General features: G+C 66.7%; 17 protein-coding genes. 8 read left to right on the top strand and 9 right to left on the bottom strand.

The genetic code is table 11. From position 1 onward, the window contains the following. Positions 1-100 precede the first annotated feature (100 nt). The gene (locus ASF26_RS21405) at positions 101-2,854 is read left to right on the top strand and encodes a PAS domain-containing protein (protein WP_056259127.1); all 2,754 of its coding nucleotides are present in this window, start codon (positions 101-103) and stop codon (positions 2,852-2,854) included. Between the two features lie 60 nt (positions 2,855-2,914). On the opposite strand, the gene ASF26_RS21400 is transcribed toward ASF26_RS21405, so the two are convergent. Beyond that, positions 2,915-3,373: a response regulator gene (locus ASF26_RS21400; protein WP_056259124.1), complete on the bottom strand. Its 459-nt coding sequence runs from the start codon at positions 3,371-3,373 to the stop codon at positions 2,915-2,917. After that, on the bottom strand, positions 3,370-4,437 hold the full coding sequence (locus ASF26_RS21395; RefSeq protein ID WP_056259121.1) for an HWE histidine kinase domain-containing protein: 1,068 nt from the start codon (positions 4,435-4,437) through the stop codon (positions 3,370-3,372). Before ASF26_RS21395 ends, ASF26_RS21400 begins: the two co-directional genes overlap by 4 nt. A gap of 449 nt (positions 4,438-4,886) precedes the next feature. Between ASF26_RS21395 and ASF26_RS21390 the strand changes: the two genes are divergently transcribed. The 3 genes from ASF26_RS21390 (at position 4,887) to ASF26_RS21380 (ending at position 8,278) form a co-directional block, all read left to right on the top strand. Next, positions 4,887-6,353, top strand: coding sequence for an alpha/beta hydrolase (locus ASF26_RS21390; RefSeq protein WP_056259118.1), 1,467 nt, complete (start codon positions 4,887-4,889; stop codon positions 6,351-6,353). Further along, a complete protein-coding gene (locus ASF26_RS21385; RefSeq protein ID WP_082477744.1) occupies positions 6,350-7,900 on the top strand; it encodes a GMC family oxidoreductase in 1,551 nt (516 codons plus the stop codon). The genes ASF26_RS21390 and ASF26_RS21385 overlap by 4 nt, the downstream gene beginning before the upstream one ends. Positions 7,901-7,969: 69 nt before the next feature. Continuing rightward, positions 7,970-8,278 carry a cupin domain-containing protein gene (locus ASF26_RS21380; protein WP_056259116.1) on the top strand — a complete coding sequence of 103 codons (309 nt, stop codon included), beginning with the start codon at positions 7,970-7,972 and terminating at the stop codon, positions 8,276-8,278. 111 nt (positions 8,279-8,389) lie between these two features. Here the strand turns inward: ASF26_RS21380 and ASF26_RS21375 are convergent, their stop codons facing one another. From ASF26_RS21375 to ASF26_RS21355, 5 genes are all read right to left on the bottom strand, one after another. Then, complete coding sequence (locus ASF26_RS21375) at positions 8,390-9,160, bottom strand: glucose 1-dehydrogenase (RefSeq protein WP_056259114.1); 771 nt, start codon at positions 9,158-9,160, stop codon at positions 8,390-8,392. A gap of 137 nt (positions 9,161-9,297) precedes the next feature. Further along, entirely contained in the window at positions 9,298-10,929 is a 1,632-nt protein-coding gene (locus ASF26_RS21370) for an alpha-D-glucose phosphate-specific phosphoglucomutase (protein WP_056259112.1), read from the bottom strand. A 501-nt stretch (positions 10,930-11,430) separates the two neighbouring features. Next, on the bottom strand, positions 11,431-11,685 hold the full coding sequence (locus ASF26_RS21365; RefSeq protein ID WP_056259109.1) for a hypothetical protein: 255 nt from the start codon (positions 11,683-11,685) through the stop codon (positions 11,431-11,433). A 34-nt stretch (positions 11,686-11,719) separates the two neighbouring features. Further along, entirely contained in the window at positions 11,720-12,451 is a 732-nt protein-coding gene (locus tag ASF26_RS21360; protein ID WP_082477743.1) for a Crp/Fnr family transcriptional regulator, read from the bottom strand. Positions 12,452-13,078: 627 nt separating this feature from the next. Then, positions 13,079-13,759, bottom strand: coding sequence for a Crp/Fnr family transcriptional regulator (locus ASF26_RS21355; protein WP_244476036.1), 681 nt, complete (start codon positions 13,757-13,759; stop codon positions 13,079-13,081). Here ASF26_RS21355 and ASF26_RS23590 point away from each other — a divergent pair. The 4 genes from ASF26_RS23590 (at position 13,661) to ASF26_RS21340 (ending at position 16,139) form a co-directional block, all read left to right on the top strand. Continuing rightward, positions 13,661-13,867 carry a hypothetical protein gene (locus ASF26_RS23590; protein WP_244476040.1) on the top strand — a complete coding sequence of 69 codons (207 nt, stop codon included), beginning with the start codon at positions 13,661-13,663 and terminating at the stop codon, positions 13,865-13,867. The two genes, ASF26_RS21355 and ASF26_RS23590, sit on opposite strands and share 99 nt — an antisense overlap. A 604-nt stretch (positions 13,868-14,471) precedes the next feature. Next, entirely contained in the window at positions 14,472-14,735 is a 264-nt protein-coding gene (locus ASF26_RS21350) for a hypothetical protein (RefSeq protein WP_056259097.1), read from the top strand. Between the two features lie 94 nt (positions 14,736-14,829). Then, entirely contained in the window at positions 14,830-15,510 is a 681-nt protein-coding gene (locus ASF26_RS21345; protein WP_056141172.1) for a response regulator transcription factor, read from the top strand. A gap of 254 nt (positions 15,511-15,764) precedes the next feature. Next, positions 15,765-16,139 (top strand): PsiF family protein, encoded by a 375-nt coding sequence (locus ASF26_RS21340; protein ID WP_056259093.1) that lies wholly within the window; start codon positions 15,765-15,767, stop codon positions 16,137-16,139. Here the strand turns inward: ASF26_RS21340 and ASF26_RS21335 are convergent. Together ASF26_RS21335 and ASF26_RS21330 are read right to left on the bottom strand one after the other, a co-directional pair. Continuing rightward, positions 16,129-16,797: a methyltransferase gene (locus ASF26_RS21335; protein WP_056259090.1), complete on the bottom strand. Its 669-nt coding sequence runs from the start codon at positions 16,795-16,797 to the stop codon at positions 16,129-16,131. The two genes, ASF26_RS21340 and ASF26_RS21335, sit on opposite strands and share 11 nt — an antisense overlap. Next, a complete protein-coding gene (locus ASF26_RS21330) occupies positions 16,794-17,963 on the bottom strand; it encodes a glycosyltransferase family 4 protein (protein ID WP_056259087.1) in 1,170 nt (389 codons plus the stop codon). Before ASF26_RS21330 ends, ASF26_RS21335 begins: the two co-directional genes overlap by 4 nt. Positions 17,964-17,977: the final 14 nt, after the last annotated feature.

Genomic DNA, 17,977 nt, shown 5'->3' with positions numbered 1-17,977 from the left:
ACATATCGCTTCCGGTTGCCGGTCCCGAGATTTGGGTGCATGAACCGGCTGATCTCGGCTTTTCGGTCCGAAACAGACGACGACGGGCGGGAAGAGCTCTGTGGACCACGACGACAGCAGCGCGGGAATCGAGGCCGACCGTCGTGCGGCACTCGTGCGCTACGGCATCCTCGATACGGAGGCCGAGGCCGATTTCGACGATATCGTGAAGGCCGCGTCGGCGGCCTGCGACATGCCGATTTCCCTGATCTCCCTGCTCGACGGGGACCGCCAATGGTTCAAGGCCGAGACGGGATTCGGTCAGCGGGAGACCCCGATCTCCTCTTCGATCTGCCGCCATGCCGTCCAGGAACAGGACGCGGTGTTCGTGATTCCCGACACGACCCGCGATGAACTAACCTCCGCGAACCCGTTGGTCACCGGCGACTCGCATGTGCGCTTCTATGCCGGTGTGCCTCTGCAGACGTCGAAAGGCGTCACCCTCGGCACGCTCTGCGTCCTCGACACCAAACCGAACAGCCTGACCGCGGCGCAGAAGCTGATCCTGCAGACGCTGGCCAAGCAGGTGATGACCCTGCTCGAACTGCGCCGTGCCCTGCAGGACCGGCGCGAGAGCGACCGGCTCAACAAGGCGATCCTGGAGAGCGCCGTCGATTACGGCATCATCTCCATGGATCTGTCCGGCCGGGTGACGAGCTGGAACACCGGCGCGGAACGCGTCATCGGCTGGAGCGAGGCCGAGATGCTCGGCGAGCCCGCCCATGTCTTCTTCACGCCCGAGGATATCGAGAACGGCGCTCCCGAGCAGGAGATGGGTGCCGCGCTACTGCACGGGCGGGCCAGCGACGAGCGCTGGCACAGGCGCAAGGACGGGACCCTGTTCTGGGGCCTCGGCGAGATGATGCCGCTCAGGAACGAGGACGGGAATCCGGAGGGATTCATCAAGATCCTGCGCGACCGCACGGAACAGCGCCTCGCGAACCAGAAGCAGCGCGACGACGCGGAATTCATGCGCAGCGTCCTCGCCTCGTCGGCCGATTGCATCAAAGTGATCGACCTCGACAACCGCCTGACCTTCATGAGTGAGGGCGGGATGCGGGTGATGGAGGTGAGCGACTTCAACGCGATCCAGAACTGTCCCTGGCCGGATTTCTGGCAGAACGAGGGCAATGCCGACGCCTATGCGGCCCTTGCTGCCGCCAAGGCCGGGGGAACCGGCCATTTCCAGGGTCAGGCCAACACCATGGCGGGCAATCCCCGCTGGTGGGACGTGCAAGTCACCCCGATCCTCGATGCCGAAGGACGCCCCGAGCGGCTCCTCTCGGTCTCCCGCGACATCACCGTCCAGAAGACCGCCGAGCAGCGGATCAGCGCCAGCGAGGCACGCTGGCGGGGCCTGTTCACCAGCATGCAGGAAGGGTTCTTCCTCGGCGAGCTCATTCGCGACGGGGCCGGGCAGCCCTGCGATTACCGCTTCCTGGAGATCAACCCGGCCTTCGCCCGGCAATCGGGCCTGTCGGAGCAGAGCGTCGGCCGTACCATTCGAGAGCTCGTTGCCGAGATCGACCAAGGGCTGATCGACCGTTACGCGAGCGTGGTCGATACCGGAGAACCGAGCCTGTTCGAGATCACCGTGCCCGGCCTCGGTCGGACTTTCGAGGTCCGCGCCGGCCACGAAAGCGGGCAGAGGTTCAGCTGCCTCTTCCTCGACGTCACCGAACGCAAGGAGGGCGAGACTCGCCGGCTCGCCATCGCGGAACTCGGCGACCGCCTGCGCGACCTGAGCGATCCGGTGGCGATCGCGTTCGCCGCGGCGGAGATCACGGGCCGGACCCTGGGACTGTCCCATTCCGGATACGGAGCCGTGGACCAGGAACGAGAGACCATCCTCGTCGGTCGAGGGTGGTCGGCGCCCGGCCTCCCTCGTATTGATGGGGCTCGCGAGTTCCGAGAGTACGGCTCATGTATCGAGGCGCTGAAGTCCGGATCGGCTTTCGTGGTCGAGGATGCCGCCTTGGATCCGCGCACCGCATCGGATGCGGTTTCGCTGAACGACATCCGCATCCGTTCGTTCGTCGACCTGCCGGTCATGGAGCACGGACGGTTCGTCGCCGTGTTCTACGCAGCCAAGGACGTCCCGCACGCCTGGAGCACCGAAGAGATCGGCTTCATCCGCAATATCGCCGACCGGACGCGCGCCGCCATCGCGCGGATCGAAGCAGAGGCGCAGCAGCGCGTGCTCAACCTCGAACTCAGCCACCGCATGAAGAACATGCTGGCGATGGTGCAATCCATCGCCACCCAGACCATGCGGAACGCCACGGATGTCGTGAGCGCCAAGGAGGTGCTGGCGGGGCGTCTGATCGCGCTGGGCAAGTCTCACGACCTGCTTTTGGGCGGGTCGCTCGGCGATACGCCCCTGAAGACGCTGATCGAGAGTGCCCTGGAGCCTCACAAGGACAAGCCCGACCGGTTCTCCCTTCGCGGGCCGGGCCTGAATGTAGGCGCCAAGGCCGCGATGTCGCTGGCACTCATCCTCCATGAGCTCGCGACCAACGCCGCCAAGTACGGCGCCCTCTCCACTGCCAAAGGCAGCGTTTCCATCGTCTGGGAGATCTGCCGGAGCAAGGGCGAGGGAGGCGATCAGGTGCTGCTGCGCTGGATCGAAGCCGGGGGGCCGCCGGTCAGTCCTCCCACCCGCACGGGGTTCGGCACGCGCTTGATCGGGCGGGGACTTGCCGGCAATTTCGGCGGCGAGGTCTCCCTCGATTACCGCACGGCCGGTGTGGTCTGTACGCTCGAAGCGTCGCTGAAAGGTCTGCAGGCCGTGGATACGCCGCCCGACTTCCGTTGAGGCGATAGCAGGGAAGCGGATGCCGCTCTCCCGAAAAGCGGATGCCGGGCAGGGCCGGCCTCAGTCTGCGCGGATCTGGGCCGCGCCGGGATCCTTGGAGTTGAGCGCGCAGCCACAGGTGAACACCCTGGCGCCGCTGTCGGCTCCCCGCGAGACCGTCTCGCAGGTGAGAAGATGCCGGAGCTGCGCCTCCAACTGATCCTTCTGATACGGCTTCTGCATCACGGGCACAGCCTGATAGGCCGGCTCCAGTCCGGCCGAGCCGTAACCTGTTGCGAACAGGAACGGGATGCAGCGCTCGAACAGCTGATCGGCTACGGGATAGCTGCGCGTTTCGCCGAGATTCACATCGAGGACGGCCGCATCGAAGTCGCCGACCTGAAGCCGCCGCAGCGCCTGGTCGAGGCGCATGGCGACAACGACCTCGCAGCCGAGATCGAGAAGCATGTCCTCGGCGAGCATCGCGACAAGGCTTTCGTCTTCCACCAGCAGGACCCGGCGTCCCTCCAGGATACTCATGAGACCGGACGCCCCGTCACGACATCCTGTCCATGCCAACCCAGCGCGGTCAGTGGGATGTCGAGGCGGCATACGAGTCCGGCCGGTGCGAAATCGATCTCGGCGCTGCCGTCGAATTCCAGCGGCAATTGCCGCTCGATGAGCCTCGAGCCGAAACCCCTGCGGGTCGGAGGGATCACTTCCGGGCCGCCCGTCTCCGTCCAGGTGAGGGACAGGCGTTCGCGCCCGCCATCGGACGTCAGCGTCCATGTCACTGCGACGCGGCCTTCGGGAACCGAGAGGGCGCCGTATTTGGCGGCGTTGGTCATCAATTCGTGCAACGCCATCGCCAGCGTCACGGCGACCTTGGGGTGGAGGCGGGTATCCGGGCCGGTGATGTTGAACCGCGTCCCGTCGGTCTCCGCGACCGCATGGGGTGCGATCGCCCGCTCGACGACACCGATGAGGCTGGCGCTCTCCCAATTGGATTCCGTCAGGACGTTGTGGGCGTCCGAGAGCGCCGCGACGCGGGCGTCGAAGACGGCGCGGGCCGGCTGGTCGGCAACGTTGCGGAACGTCTGCGCCGCGATGGACTGGACGGTGGCCAGGGTATTCTTCACCCGGTGGTTCAGCTCGTTCGTCAGCAATTTCTGCCGCTCGGCCGCTGCCTTCTCCTCCGTGATGTCTCGGACTTCGATGATCGTACCAATGATCTTGGCCGCATCGTCGCGGATGGGGCTCGCGGTGAAGCCGACGGGGTAGAAATGCCCATCCTTGTGGACGAACACCTCTTCGCCGCGTTCCTGGTTGTTCTCGGGGAAGGCACGGTCGATGGCGCATTCCTCTAACGGGAATGGACGGCCATCGGGGTAGGTGTGGTGGACGATGTCGTGCAGCGGACAGTCGCGCGCGAGCACCTCTCCGACGCTAAATCCGGTGAGCAGTTCGGCGGCGCGGTTCATGTAGACGCAGTGCTGCCGGTCATCCATCAGGAAGATCGCCACCGACGCGTTGTTGAGCACGGCGTTCAGGCGGCGCTCGGTCTCGTGGAGCTGTGACCCGCGGCGCAGGGTCGGCAGGGACATCGAGGCTTCGGCGGAGGAAACGAGTGGCGGCCGGGTCGGCACGAGGCAGGCTCTCTGCAAGTTTGGGTGGGCACCCGATGGCGCACCGCAATATCCTAACGGCTTCGATAGGGTTCGGCGAGGACAGATCGGCCGATCCCCGATATCCCCGCGCTCCGACATGCGAAAGCGTGAGGGGCGGCGGTTTGTTCCGCGCCACGGGCTTCGGCAAGTGATCCAGTGTTGAAACGCAGGCGGCAGCGAGAATTCTCTGGGATGTCACAGCGCCGTCGTGCCGGACGATCGCATCGTGTCGGTCCTCATCTTCTGACTGAGGACGGGGGATGAATGGAGCGGCCCCGTATTGCAGGTCGGGCGGGGAACGTATGGAGACGGGCGGACGCCATGCCGCAAGCCGGGACGGGGATGAGACTCTTGATCGGCATGGGATCCGCCCGAGTTCCCGGCGCATGCCAAACTCTCCCGCCCCCCACACCACCATCCCCGGCCCATGCACGGTGGTCTGCCTGCATTTCCTTGGGGGAAGCGCGCGGGAATGGGAGCCGGTCGCGGCTCTTCTCGATGGCGTTGCTCGCATTGTGGCGCTTGACCTGCCCGGTTTCGGCGATGCCGCCGCCGTGTCCGGCTACTCGGTGGAAGCGATGGCGGATCATGTGGCGGCCGGGATCGCCGCCGCCGATCCCGGGGATCGATGGTATCTCGCCGGGCATAGCATGGGCGCGAAGGTCGCCTTGGCCCTCGCCCGGCGCGCCGAGGATGATGCACCGGATCTGGCGGGGCTCGCCGGGCTGGTGCTGCTGGGCGGTTCACCGCCGAGCTTCGAGCCGATGTCCGACGACAAGCGGCGGGAGATGATGGAATGGATCTCCGCGGATGCGGAGACCCGTCGCCGTAAGGCCGGAGAGTTCATCGACCAGAACACCGGCTCTCCCCTCGGCGAGCCGCTTCGGACCCGCGCGGTCGAGGATGTTCTGCGCGCCTCTCCCGCCGCCTGGACGGCCTGGCTGCGCGACGGCTCCCGCGAGGATTGGAGCCACCGGATCGGCATCCTGCGCATCCCGGCCGTGGTCGTCGGCGGAACCGAGGATGCCGATCTCGGCGCCGCCGCTCAGAAGGCTCTGACCCTTCCCCACCTGGCCCATGGTCGGCTGGTGGCCCTCGATGGCGCAGGGCACCTGCTGCCGCTGGAGCGGCCGGAGGCCGTGGCCAGCCTCATCGCAGGTCTCGCCTCCGAGGAGCCGCTTCTGAAGTCCGAGGCACCGACCGTGCCGGAGCCCTATCGCGCGCTGATCGAATCCGACCGGGTGAACACGCGCCTGCGCGCAGCGCTCCTCGCTCGGGCCGAACCCGACGGCTCGGCCGACCGGCCCGTGTACCTCGACCCGGTCGAACTCGCGCAGCTTCGTGCCGTCGTGGACAGGGTTTTGCCGCAGGACGGCACGGGCCGGATCGACATCGCAGCGCAGATCGAGGCTCGACTTGCTGCCGGAACCGGAGATGGATGGCGTTTTGCCAAGATGCCGGCGGACGGAGCGGCCTACCGCGCCGCCCTGCGAACCCTGGATGCCGCCGCCCGGGCCGTCCACGCGACGGGCTTCCTGTGCCTCGACGGCGGTGAGCAGGACGCCTTCCTGCAGGCCGCCGCCGGCGGCGAGCCGCTGTCGGATGTGGTGCCGGAGGATGGGCTCGATGCCGAAGAGATGACCTTGTGGTTCGAGGATCTGCGCAGCGACGCAGTGCGGATCTATCTCGCCCACCCCGCCAGCCTCGCCCGGATCGGCTTTTCCGGGATTGGCGCGGGCGGCGACGATGCGGAAACCCTGCCGGGCTTCGTGCGCATCGGCATCGGTGACCCTGAACCCTGGGAGTCCTCCGCTCTGCAAAAGTCCTCTACCCTCGGGGAGACCGGACGATGAAGCTCGAGGCGATGCGTCGCTACGCAACCACCGACATCGTCGATGTCGTCGTCATCGGTACGGGCGCGGGTGGCGCGCCGGTGCTCGCCCGCCTCGCGGCGGCCGGGCTCAAGGTCGTCGCCCTGGAGGCGGGGCCGAACTTCGACCCCGCGCGCTTTGCCTTCGACGAGACGCTCGCCGACGAGATCTACTGGACCGAGGAGCGCCTCAGCGGCGGTTCGACGCCGGAGGCCTTCGGCGCCAACAACAGCGGCACCGGGGTCGGCGGCTCCACCCTGCATTGGGGCGCCTTCACGCCTCGCGCCGACGAGCGCGACCTGCGTCTTCATTCAGAGACCGGGATGGGGGTGGATTGGCCCCTCGGTTACGAGGACCTGCGGCCGTTCTACGAGCGTGTCGAGGCGTTTATTGGCGTGTCCGGCCCCGCCGAGTATCCCTGGGATCCGGGCCGGAGCTATCCTCTCTCCCCGGTCCAGCGCAACGCGCCGGCGCAGGTGATGGCGACGGCCTGCGACCGGCTCGGCATCCGGACAGCCGATTCACCGGCGGCCGTTGTCTCGGGTGACTTTCCCCAGGAGGGCGGTGCCCTGCGTCGGGGCTGCATCAATTGCGGATATTGCCACCAGGGTTGCCGCAATGGCGCCAAGACCAGCATGGACGTCACCTACCTGCCCCATGCCGTCTCCAACGGCGCGGAAATCCGTCCCGATTGTCGGGTGCACGGGCTCGAGCGCGACAGAGAGGGCCGGATCACGTCCGTGATCTACCGGCACGACGGCGTCGATCATCGGCAGCGTTGCGCGGCGGTCTATCTGTGCGCCGGCGCCGTGGAGACGCCCAGGCTCCTCCTGCATCTCGGGCTCGCCAATGGTAGCGGCCAGGTCGGCCGCAACTACATGGGCCATGTGGCGACACAGGTCTGGGGGACGTTCGAGGCCGAGATGCGGATGAACCGGGGCTATCCCTCCTCGCTCATCAGCGAGGACATGGTCCGGCCCAATGATGCGGATTTCGCCGGCGGCTACCTGATGCAGAGTCTCGGCGTCCTGCCCGTCACCTGGGGCAATTCGGTGGCGCGGGGACGCGGCCTGTGGGGGCGGGCGCTGACCGAACATCTCAATCGTTACAACCACATGGCTGGGATCGGGATCAACGGCGAGACCCTGCCCTGCGACGCCAACGTGCTGGTCCTCGCCGACGAGGTGGACGCGTTCGGGATGCGCAAAGCGCAGATCGATTTCGGCTATTCCTCTAACGAGGACCGGCTGAACGCCCATGCGACTCGGACCATGAAGGCGATCTGGGAAGCCGCCGGAGCGACCGACATCTGGGTACTGGAGCGCGTCGCGCACACGATCGGGACGTGCCGGATGGGCCGGAGCGGCGACAGCGCCGTGGTCGATCTCCACGGCCGAAGCTTCGAGATTCCGAATCTCTGGATCAGCGACGGATCGACCTTCCCGAGCTCATTGGCCGCCAACCCGGCCCTGACCATCATGGCGCTGGCCCTGCGCTCGGCCGAGGCGTTCCTCGGCCATCCCTCCTGACGATTCCTGAGGAACGCCACCGCCATTCCCCGGTTGGATTCACCGCAACGCGACGAGGTTTCAAGCGCCATGACCACGAAGATTTCCACGAAGAATGCCCGCGCGGGTGCGCATGGCGAAATCGGCCTCGCCAAGGGTGAGCGGGTCGCCATGCGGATGTGGCGCCACGAGCCGCCGACGGACGACAAGCGGAGCGCCAGCCGGCCCTACGAGACGGTGGGCTACGTCATTTCCGGCCGGGCCGAACTCACGGTCGGCGGCGAGATGGTGACCCTGGAGCCCGGCGATTCCTGGCTCGTCCCGGCCGGGGCCGAGCACACCTACACGATCCTCGAAGAGTTCACGGCCGTCGAGGCCACCGCTCCGCCGGCCGCGTAGCCTTTCATATCCGCCGCACTCAAGGCGGCGGCGTGAGACCAGACATGAGAAGGGCCGGATCGATCACGATCCGGCCCTTCTCGCTAACCCGTTCCCGAAGAGAGACCCGTCCTACGCGCCCCCCCACTGCATGGTCAGGCCACCATCCACCACGAGGGTATGGCCGGTGACGTAATCGGCATCGTCCGAGGCGAGGTAGAGGATCGCCTTGGCGATCTCGTCGGGCTGGCCGGCGCGGTGCCACGGGATGCGTTCAAGGGAGGCTTCGAGCTTCTCGGGGTTCTCGAACCGGTCGCTGGTCATCGGCGTCTCGATCAGTCCGGGGGCGACGTTGTTGACGTTGATCTTGTCCTCGGCGAGTTCGCGCGACAGGCTGCGGCAGAGCGAGCCGACCCCGGCCTTCGACATGCCGTAAGGCGCGCTCTCGGGCGTCGGCAAATGCTGGGCCACCGACGAGACGATGACGATCTTGCCCCGCCCGCCATGGGCCCGCCGGACCTTGATGAAGGCGCGGGCGCAGAAGACCGGCCCCATCAGGTTGACCCGCAGGATCTGTTCGAGCTTGCCGTCGTCCATCTCGGCCACCGGCATGCCGCTCATGGCCTGCCCGGCATTGTTGACGAGGATGTCGAGGACGCCGAACTCGGCCGCCACCTTGGCGAAGGTCGCCTCGACGGAGGCTGGGTCGCCGACATCGTCCTGGATCACCAGGCATCTGCGCCCCGCCGCCTCGACCCGGCGCGCGGTTTCCCGCGCGCCGTCGGCGTCGGTGTTGTAGGTGATCGCCACGTCCGCGCCTTCGCGCGCGAACAGCTCGGCCGCAGCCTGTCCGATACCGGAATCCGCCCCGGTGATGAGCGCGCGTTTGCCCTGCAGCTTCATGTCCGTTCCATCTGTGCGAGAAGGGGTGCGCGGCCATCACATGGCCGGCGATCACCCGTGATCTTCAGGACAATGGGCACGGTAAAACGCGGTTCCCGGGGTGCGGCATCGGCGGGGAGGTGCCTCCCTCCCCGGGCTCAGGTGATGACGCTTGGCTCGCTGCGCCCGGTGATGCCGGCGATGTCGGCGATGTCGCGCGCCGCCTGGACGACAGGGGCGAGGACGATATCCGGCGTCAGGTCGAGCCGGTCCGGGTCGCTCTCGTAGCGCTCGATATAGACCCTCAGCGTCGCCCCCGCGGTGCCTGTGCCGGAGAGGCGGTAGACCACACGCGCATCCTCGGCGAAGCTGATGCGGATGCCCTGCTGCGCGGTCACGGAGCCGTCGACCGGGTCGACATAGCGGAAATCGTCCGCCGCGGAGACGGTGAGATCGCCGATCCGGCGGCCGGGCAGGCTCGCGACCTGCGCGCGCAACCCCTCCATGAGGCGGTTGGCGCTCTCGGACTCGATCTCCTCGTAATCGTGGCGGGTGTAGTAATCGCGGCCGAACGCGGTCCAGTGCTCGCGCACGATGGCGTCGGCGCGCTTGCCCGTCGCCGCCAGGATGTTCAGCCACAGCAGCACGGCCCAGAGCCCGTCCTTCTCGCGGACGTGGTTCGAGCCGGTGCCGGCGCTCTCCTCGCCGCAAAGGGTGATGAGTCCGGCATCGAGCAGCGTGCCGAAGAACTTCCAGCCCGTCGGAGTCTCGTAGGCGGGAACGCCGAGCGAGGCGGCGACCCGGTCGGCGGCGCGGCTCGTGGGCATCGAACGAGCGATGCCCGCCAGGCCGGAGGCGTAGCCCGGCGCGCGATGGGCATGGGCAGCGAGGATTGCCAGGCTGTCGCTCGGCGTCACGAACAGGCCGGGCGCGACGATCATGTTGCGGTCGCCGTCCCCGTCCGAGGCCGCGCCGAAATCAGGAGCGTCCGCGCTCAGCATCAGCTCGTAGAGCTCGTGGGCGTGGACCGGGTTGGGGTCAGGGTGGTGGCCGCCGAAGTCCTCCTCCGGCGTGCCGTTCACCACCGTGCCGGCGGGGGCGCCCAGCGCCCCTTCCAGGATGGCGGTGGCGTAGGGGCCGGTCACCGCGCTCATGGCGTCGAACCGCATCCGGAAGCCGGAGGCGAACAGGCGGCGGATCGCATCGAAATCGACGAGTTCCTGCATCAGGGCCGCGTAATCGGCGACCGGGTCGATGACGGACACGACCATGCCGTCGATCCGAGCCTCGCCCACGGTGTCGAGGTCGAGATCCGGCACCTCGGCGATGCGATACTCGGTGATCGCCTTCGTGCGCTCGTAGATCGCGGCGGTGACGGATTCCGGCGCCGGTCCACCATTGGCGGCGTTGAACTTGATCCCGAAATCCCCGTCCGGTCCGCCGGGATTGTGGCTCGCCGACAGGACGATGCCGCCGATCGCCCCATGCTTGCGGATGACGCAGGAGGCCGCCGGGGTGGAGAGGAGACCCGCCTTGCCGACGAGAACCCGGGCGAAGCCGTTGGCGGCGGCGAGCTTCAGCGTCGTCTGTACCACCTCACGGTTGAAGTAGCGGCCATCGCCGCCCACCACCAGGGTCGCGCCCTCGCGGTCGGGGATGGTGTCGAAGATGGATTGGACGAAATTCTCGACGTAGCGGGGCTGCTGGAAGACGGGGACCTTCTTGCGGAGGCCCGACGTCCCGGGCTTCTGGTCGGAGAATGGCGAAGTCGGCACGTGCCTCGAAGTCATCCGCGAAAGCCCCTCGTTGTCGGCCTACGGTGTTCACACCTCTCGCGGGTACGACGGGGTCCCTCTCCTTGAAGGAAGGGGCCTGCCGCGCCTCATATCGATGTCGTCGGCTCGAGAAAGCAGCCGTCGAGGAGATGTGTGAACCCAGTTGCGTTGTCGGCGGGGACAACACAACGGCTGGTGTCCATCGGTCAACCACCCGAAGCACGGTGGCGGGGAAAGATTCTCAGGCGCCGTTCCACCGCGACCCGGCCACGAGTGACCTGTCCCTCCTTCATGGCAGGGCTATCGCATATGTCGATTCGCTTGCCAGAAACCCGCTGGCACCACCCCGTCATCCCGGGTCCGCGCCGCGGAGCCGGGATCCAGAAGCACAAGTGGTGCGAGACTTTACACCGTCGGCGGCTCTGGATTGCAAGCCTCTGGCGCGGCCCTCCGGGTCCGGGCTCGCCTGTGGCGACCCGGAATGATGGCCTGGTGTCATATGCGATCGCCCTGCCTTCAGGGTGTGGAGCGGGATGCGACGCCTTCGGCGAAAGAGATCGTCAGGACGGTCATGCCCGCCTCGTCGACCACCTCGAACGAGCGGTCCAGGGCTTCGCTCAACGTCGCGCCGCTGCCGAGTGCGTCGGCGACGATCTGCTTGATGCCGATCACGGCGTCGTTGCGCACCTCGTCCATGGAGCCGAACACGTCTCCGTCCAAGTCGCGATGAAGCCCGTTGCGATCGCGCAGGTTTAGAAAGTAACGCGGCATGCCGACCTCCTTGCCGTGACGACCCGACGGGCGCTCAGCTCGCGGCTTGCCCTTCTACGCGAAGATAGCCGGCCTTGAACTCGGCGAGGGATTTCAGCCTGGACCAGTCCAGGATCTTGAGATTCTTGCCTTTGAGTTCGATCAATCCCCGGCGCCGCAGCTCCTGTAGCGACCGGTTCACGTGCACGGTCGTCATCCCGGTCGTATCGGCGAGCTCGTGCTGGGTCATGGGGAGATCGCAGCTGTCTTCCGTGGCGAGGCCCACGGCTCGCAGCCTCACGAGGAGTTCGCAGAAGAGATGCGCGATCCGTTCGAGGGCCGAACGGCAGCCGATGTTCACCAGCCATTCGCGCAGCGTCGCCTCGTCGATCAGGGCGGAGATGCGCAGCCCCCGGGCGATCGCCGGATGGTTCTCCATGATCTCCCGGAGGGCCGGGGCGGGAATGCGCGCGACCTTGCAGGCGGAGAGAGTCGCGATCGTATGATCGAGGCGGTTCAACAGGGTGATGTCGAGATCGCAGGTGTCCCCCGGCACGAGGTAGGCCGTGATCTGGCGGGCGCCGTTGGCCCGCTGCTTGAACCGGCACCCGATCCCCTCGGTGACGAGGACGATGTCGTGGTGCGGCTCGCCTTCACGGGCGAGGTTGGTACGGGCGGGGACGTCGCGGGCGAAGGCTGTGATCCGATGAAGCACGTCCCTGTCGGCTTCGTCGAGCGTAACGAAGCCTTCGAGCTTCTGGACAAGCGGATTGAACACGCCCTCCACCGTATTCGAGATTCTATTCCTCGACAATGTTCAAGATCTCTATCGATAAGCATCGAAATCTGCTCAGAAGTAACATCTTTCTTGATGCGACTTCAACGAGACATGATGGCAGAAACGTGCAAAAGATCATTATCTTAAAGCAATCGACCTTGTACCAAAGTCGTAGTCCAGCCTCGGATTCCGTCTTCCGGCTGGGTCGTAATGGTCTGCGGATTTTTAGTGGTATGTATGGACCTGTTCGCGCATATGCTCGATCCGAACACATAAATTCGTGTCGACATTTCGCCGCACCTTCGACCTTGACAGACAACATGACGATTTTAAGCGTGACCTTGTCGAATGAATGCGGCCCCGCGCACATGAATTCAGTATTTATCCGATTGTGTAATCAATATGGAGGTTGATGGATTGGGTGGACTTTCTGGTCGAAGGCAATTTTCCGTCTGTACTGCGCCATGACAAATAAATAACGGGGCGGTGAGGGCTGTTTTATCGGATCGACGCGGAACATCGCCTTCGCTGCGGACGAGCGCGACGCTCGCCGGCGTCTCGCCCTGCCTGGATGAAGGGTCTTGTAGGATGGGGATCCGCGGCCCGCCATCGGTCGGCCCTCGAGGCGCCGACTACTCATTGCCCTCGTGCGACGTCATCCATGATGAGGCGACGATACTCGGCCTCCGGTATGCCGTAGCTGTCGCCCGCGATGAGTTCGAGTTTCGGCCGATCGACAATCTCGATGTGGGACCTGCGCGCCCGAATGGTGCCAGCCCCCTCGAGGATATGGATCGTCGTCGTCACGCCCGGGCGATGGACACCGAGCATGACCGACAGGAATTCGTGGGTGATGGGAAATTCATCCTTCTCGACCCGGTCGTGACACATCAGCAACCAGCGGGCCAGCCGCTCTTCCAAAGTATAGCTGCCGTGCGACAGGGCCGTCTGCGCCGTGAAAAGCTGAAAGACGTGGGCGTAGCGCATCATCAGTCTGCGGAACGTGGGTCTTTGTTCGATCAGGCCGATGAATGCGTCCTTGCTCATCCGCAAGGCTTCGCCTTCGATCTGGATGAAGGTTTCGTGGGGCGTGGAATCCACATCGAATAGCAGCGGCAGGCCGGTCGCCCCTTCGGAGCCGATGATGCCCACCTCGATCCGCCTGCGGTCCCGCGTGCCGACGACGACCGAGGCGACCCCGCTTTCCAGGAAATGGACATGGGTCAACGGCTCATTCGGCTGGGCAAGGACGTCCTTCCGCCTGAGCTCGACCCGCTCGATGACGGCCAGGATGGCCTCATGATCGTCCGCCCGCATCCGGGAGAGGAGGCTGTTGCGGATCGTGTGTTGGGAGGAAATGACCATGCCTGCGCCCTGAGGAGACGACGTCGCAGTTATGTGCCGCTCATCAACGCCGAAAGTTGATCATGGCATAGCAACGCAGCTGCAAATTCAACAAATGGAGCATATTCATTTGTTGAAATTCGTCGTCACTGAAATCTTGTGTGCGTAATCGTACATCTGACTTGTATGCAGCGCTCCGTCAAGTCCTCCATATCGGACCGTGCGAGGTGGTTCATATTCTTGCCGGTCCGCTTCCATTTTTGGGTTCAACCGGCTCAGCCTGCTTTTTCCGAGGCTCGAATCCATCCCGCGACAAGGATGCACGGCCGCTCTGCGCGCGGTCGCGCGCCGGCGCGTCGATGACCGTCGCATCGGCGCGGGAATTGCTTGTTCCCGCCGGTGCGGATGGCGGGTGGGCGAATGCCGTCCATCGGGCCCTCCGCAGCGCATGGGCGGTCTGTTCGGCGAGGGGTGGTTCCGGCCCTCCTTTCCCTGCAGGACGCGAGGCACCGGTGTTTCGTCGGGCGGGAATGTCGTCGCGTCCTGGCCTCCTGGGGGAGGGATGCGTCGACTGTCACCGTTCCGGCATCAGTCCCTCGGAGGGGAACCTCCAGGGTCGGATCGTCCGGGGACACTTCGAGCGCTCGGACCGTCGCGGTACTGGCTTTACGGAACGGAGAGATGCGTGCCCAATTTCCTCAAAGCAATCATCATGTCGGCCATCGCATTCGCTTCGGTCTATTACCTGACGGGTAATCCGACGATGGCGGTGGCGCTGTCGCTCATTCCGCTCCTCCTCGGCCTGGTGAGGGTGATGCACGGGTTCGCCTACAGCCTCGCCGCCCTGTGCCTGATCGGTGCGGTGGCCTGGTCGGTGGCTCCCGTCGAGACGAAGACGATGGTCCGGGCCGAAGTCGAGAAGACCGGCGTCAAGATCACGGCGCCGTAACGCTGCCGGGGCCATCCGGGTTCGGCCGTCCCACCGCTTTGGCGTGCCCGCCGGGGATCTGATAGAGTCGCCGAGGGTGTGCGAGGATTGTGCGATGGAAGAGGGCAGCGGCGGAGCGGCCATGCATCTTTTGATCGTCGACGACCACCCACTCTTTCGCGATGCGCTGGCAAGCGCGGTCAAGCTCGCCTTTCCCGAAGCGGTCATCGACGAGGCCGAGGGGATCGCCGCCGCGATGGCGGTCCTGGCGGCAGCCGGCACCGTCGATCTCGTCCTGCTCGATCTCTCGATGCAGGGCGTCCTGGGTTTCGAGGGGCTCGTCTCCATCCGCTCCCGCTTCCCGCGTGTTCCGATCCTCGTCGTGTCCGGCCTCGACGACCCGCGCATTATGCGCGAGGCGCTGCAGCACGGCGCGGCCGGGTTCGTACCGAAGGCGGTCGACAAGGCGACGCTGACACGCGCCATCGCCGACGTGCTCGGCGGAGGTCTGTCGATCCCCGCCGCCCTGTCGGATGAAGCGGCCGGCTCGGCCCCTCCGACCCAGCTCGCGGAGCGGATCGCCCGCCTGACGCCGCAGCAGCTGCGCGTCCTCCTGATGATCCGGCAGGGGAAGCTCAACAAGCAGATCGCGCACGAGCTCCAGGTCGGCGATTCCACCGTCAAGGCCCATGTCTCCGAGATCCTGCGCAAGCTCGACGTCATCAGCCGGACGCAGATCGTGATCGAGACGGCCCTGCTCGATTTCGACCAGATCCGGATGCCTCAGGCCGGGTGAGCCGAAGGCGCCGTCTCGTCGCGGATCTCCCTCACGGGCGAGGATCTCCCTCACGGGCAAAGATTTCCCTCACGGGAATGTGCCCGTGCGGAGGGCGGACCGAAGGAGGCTTGGGCGTTGCATCCATGGCGGGCATGGCCGAAGACGGAGCCGCGCCGAGGCGCTTTGAGCGATGACACGAGGCGGGTCGGCCCATCGATCACGGCCCGCCGCCGCCTGGACCCACCCTTCCATCCGATGAAGCGAGTGCGATCATGATGAGTTCGACGTTGAAGTCCGTCCTGGTTGTCGGGATGCTTGCCGGATTGCCGGTGACGGAAGCCTCCGCCGCCGTCGGCGGCCGCATCGGGGCCTGCAAGCAGGAGATGAAGGCCAAGGGCCTGAAGGGCGACGAGGCCAAGACGTTCATGAAGTCCTGCAAGATCGACGCGCGCAAGGCGTGCAAGGAAGAGGCGAAATCCGCCGGTTCCGACAAGGCCGACCGGCATGCCTTCATCAAATCCTGCCTGAAGGGCGGCGCCGCGCCCGGAGCGACCAGCGCCCCGGCCGCGCCGATGGCACCCGGCTCCACCGTACCCCCCGGCACCGGCATGACACCGGAGGCGACGCCTCCGGCTCCTAAGCCCTGAAGCGCCAGACGCTGCTGCGCTTGATCTCGGCATCCTCCAGGGAGCGGCTCACCGGCACCTCGTAGGTCGCGAGGATGTCGAGCCGGTCCCTCGGCAGGTAGGAACGGCCGGGATCGCCGATGAGGATGGTGGCGCCCTGCTCATGCAGGGCCGCCAGCCAGTCGGTGACCCGGCCGGCGATGTCCCGCTCGTAGAAGATGTCCGCCACCAGGATCGTCGTGACGCCGAGATCGGCGGGCCGCGAACCGATGAGGTCGTCGAGGACGGGCGTGATCCTGTCGCCGACGCCGTTGGCCCCGGCATTGAGGCCGATGGCCGCGATGGCGAAGGCGTCGAGGTCGCTCGCCGTGGCATGGGTGGCACCGGAGAGCGCCGCCGCGATCGCCACCAACCCCGAGCCGGAGGCGAAATCGAGGACGCGCTGCCTGGCGACGAGCTCCGGGCGGTCGAGGACATGCCGGGCCAGGGCTTGGCCCCCCGCCCAGGCGAAGGCCCAGAACGGCGGCGGCAGGCCGATGGAATCGAGCTCGTCCTCGGTCTTCTGCCACAGCTCCGTGGCTTCGTCGGCCACATGCAGCACGATCTCCGGCGCGTGGGGCACGGGCAGGAGCCGCGTATTGGCGCGGATGAAGCGAATAGGATCGACCGAGGGCGTCATGGGCGCAGCAGATCCGCGTAGAGTCCGGACACCGCCCGCATCACCGCATCCTCGGTAAAGCCCCCTTCCACCACGCGTCGCCGCGCGGCCTCGCCCATCCGTGCCACGAGGAGCGGATCGGCGGCGAGCCGGACCAGCGCGGCGGCGAGGCTCCGCGCGTCGTCGGGCGGGACCAGCATACCCTCGATCCCGTCGCGGACCAGCGTGCGGCAGCCGGGCACATCGGTGGTGAGGAGGGCACGCCCGCAGGACGCCGCCTCCAGCAGCGTGCGCGGCAGGCCCTCGCCGCCCCGGGAGGGCAGGCACCCGACATGGTGCTCCGCCCAGACGCTGCTCACATCGCGGGTCGGGCCATGCCAGGTGATGCCGTCCCGGCTCCAGGAACGCAGGGTCTCTGCGGGGATCGCCCTCCGGTTCGAGGCATCCGGCGCCCCATAGAGGGAGAGCTCCACAGCGGCGCCCTCCGCACGGGCGAGTCGTATCGCCTCCACGGCCGTGTCGATGCCCTTCGACCACAGCATCCGCGCTACGATGGCGACGCGCAGGGGCGGGGAGGGCGGTTGCGGCGTCTGCGCGAGCAAAGCGGGGTCGATGCCGGCCCCGCCGACGATGGTGACCGCCGTGTCGGCGGGATCGAGGCCGAGGGCCTGCGCATCGTCCGGGTTCTCGAACAGGAACCGGGTCTGTTTCGAGGCGAGGGGGCCGCGAATGAGCTGGCGCAGGGCGAGGCGGCCCAGGCGGCCGGCGACGTCGGCGCGCGCGCCCATCAGGCCGAGCCCGGTCAGGGCGTAGACCCGGCTTGAGATGCCCGCCATCGCCGCCGCCGTCCCGCCGACCAGGATCGAGCGCAGTGCGATGCAATGGACGATGTCGGCCTTCAGCCCCTTCAGGATCGCCGCGAGCTGGCCGGCCGCATAACCCGCCGCCATGGGGTTGAGGCTCGACCGCTCGGCCTCCAGGGCGACCACGCGCGCGCCCGTCGCCTCGATCACGGCCCGGTGCTCGCGCACGCGAGTCACCACCGCCACGGACAGGCCCATCGCCACGGCGGCCCGCGCCATGGGCAGGAAGTGCGAGGCGAAGAACCAATCCTCGGTGACGACGAAGACGAGCCGCTTCATCGGCGCGGAGGAGGGCGAAGGGGACGGCGGAGGGGACGTGGCCATGACAGGCGCTGTAG

Origin of the sequence: Methylobacterium sp. Leaf93 (assembly GCF_001422345.1) — a bacterium.
Taxonomy (GTDB): domain Bacteria; phylum Pseudomonadota; class Alphaproteobacteria; order Rhizobiales; family Beijerinckiaceae; genus Methylobacterium; species Methylobacterium bullatum.
The sequence above is the reverse complement of the archived record's forward strand: the minus strand, read 5'-3'. Positions and strand labels throughout refer to the sequence as shown.

Excerpts from the sequence above, each read along its gene's own strand:
- ASF26_RS21400 (WP_056259124.1), bottom strand. The coding sequence starts at position 3,373 with ATGAGTATCCTGGAGGGACGCCGGGTCCTGCTGGTGGAAGACGAAAGC.
- ASF26_RS21395 (WP_056259121.1), bottom strand. The coding sequence starts at position 4,437 with ATGTCCCTGCCGACCCTGCGCCGCGGGTCACAGCTCCACGAGACCGAG.
- ASF26_RS21390 (WP_056259118.1), top strand. The coding sequence starts at position 4,887 with ATGCCAAACTCTCCCGCCCCCCACACCACCATCCCCGGCCCATGCACG.
- ASF26_RS21385 (WP_082477744.1), top strand. The coding sequence starts at position 6,350 with ATGAAGCTCGAGGCGATGCGTCGCTACGCAACCACCGACATCGTCGAT.
- ASF26_RS21380 (WP_056259116.1), top strand. The coding sequence starts at position 7,970 with ATGACCACGAAGATTTCCACGAAGAATGCCCGCGCGGGTGCGCATGGC.
- ASF26_RS21375 (WP_056259114.1), bottom strand. The coding sequence starts at position 9,160 with ATGAAGCTGCAGGGCAAACGCGCGCTCATCACCGGGGCGGATTCCGGT.
- ASF26_RS21370 (WP_056259112.1), bottom strand. The coding sequence starts at position 10,929 with ATGACTTCGAGGCACGTGCCGACTTCGCCATTCTCCGACCAGAAGCCC.
- ASF26_RS21365 (WP_056259109.1), bottom strand. The coding sequence starts at position 11,685 with ATGCCGCGTTACTTTCTAAACCTGCGCGATCGCAACGGGCTTCATCGC.
- ASF26_RS23590 (WP_244476040.1), top strand. The coding sequence starts at position 13,661 with ATGGGTCAACGGCTCATTCGGCTGGGCAAGGACGTCCTTCCGCCTGAG.
- ASF26_RS21355 (WP_244476036.1), bottom strand. The coding sequence starts at position 13,759 with ATGCGGGCGGACGATCATGAGGCCATCCTGGCCGTCATCGAGCGGGTC.
- ASF26_RS21345 (WP_056141172.1), top strand. The coding sequence starts at position 14,830 with ATGGAAGAGGGCAGCGGCGGAGCGGCCATGCATCTTTTGATCGTCGAC.
- ASF26_RS21340 (WP_056259093.1), top strand. The coding sequence starts at position 15,765 with ATGATGAGTTCGACGTTGAAGTCCGTCCTGGTTGTCGGGATGCTTGCC.
- ASF26_RS21335 (WP_056259090.1), bottom strand. The coding sequence starts at position 16,797 with ATGACGCCCTCGGTCGATCCTATTCGCTTCATCCGCGCCAATACGCGG.
- ASF26_RS21330 (WP_056259087.1), bottom strand. The coding sequence starts at position 17,963 with ATGGCCACGTCCCCTCCGCCGTCCCCTTCGCCCTCCTCCGCGCCGATG.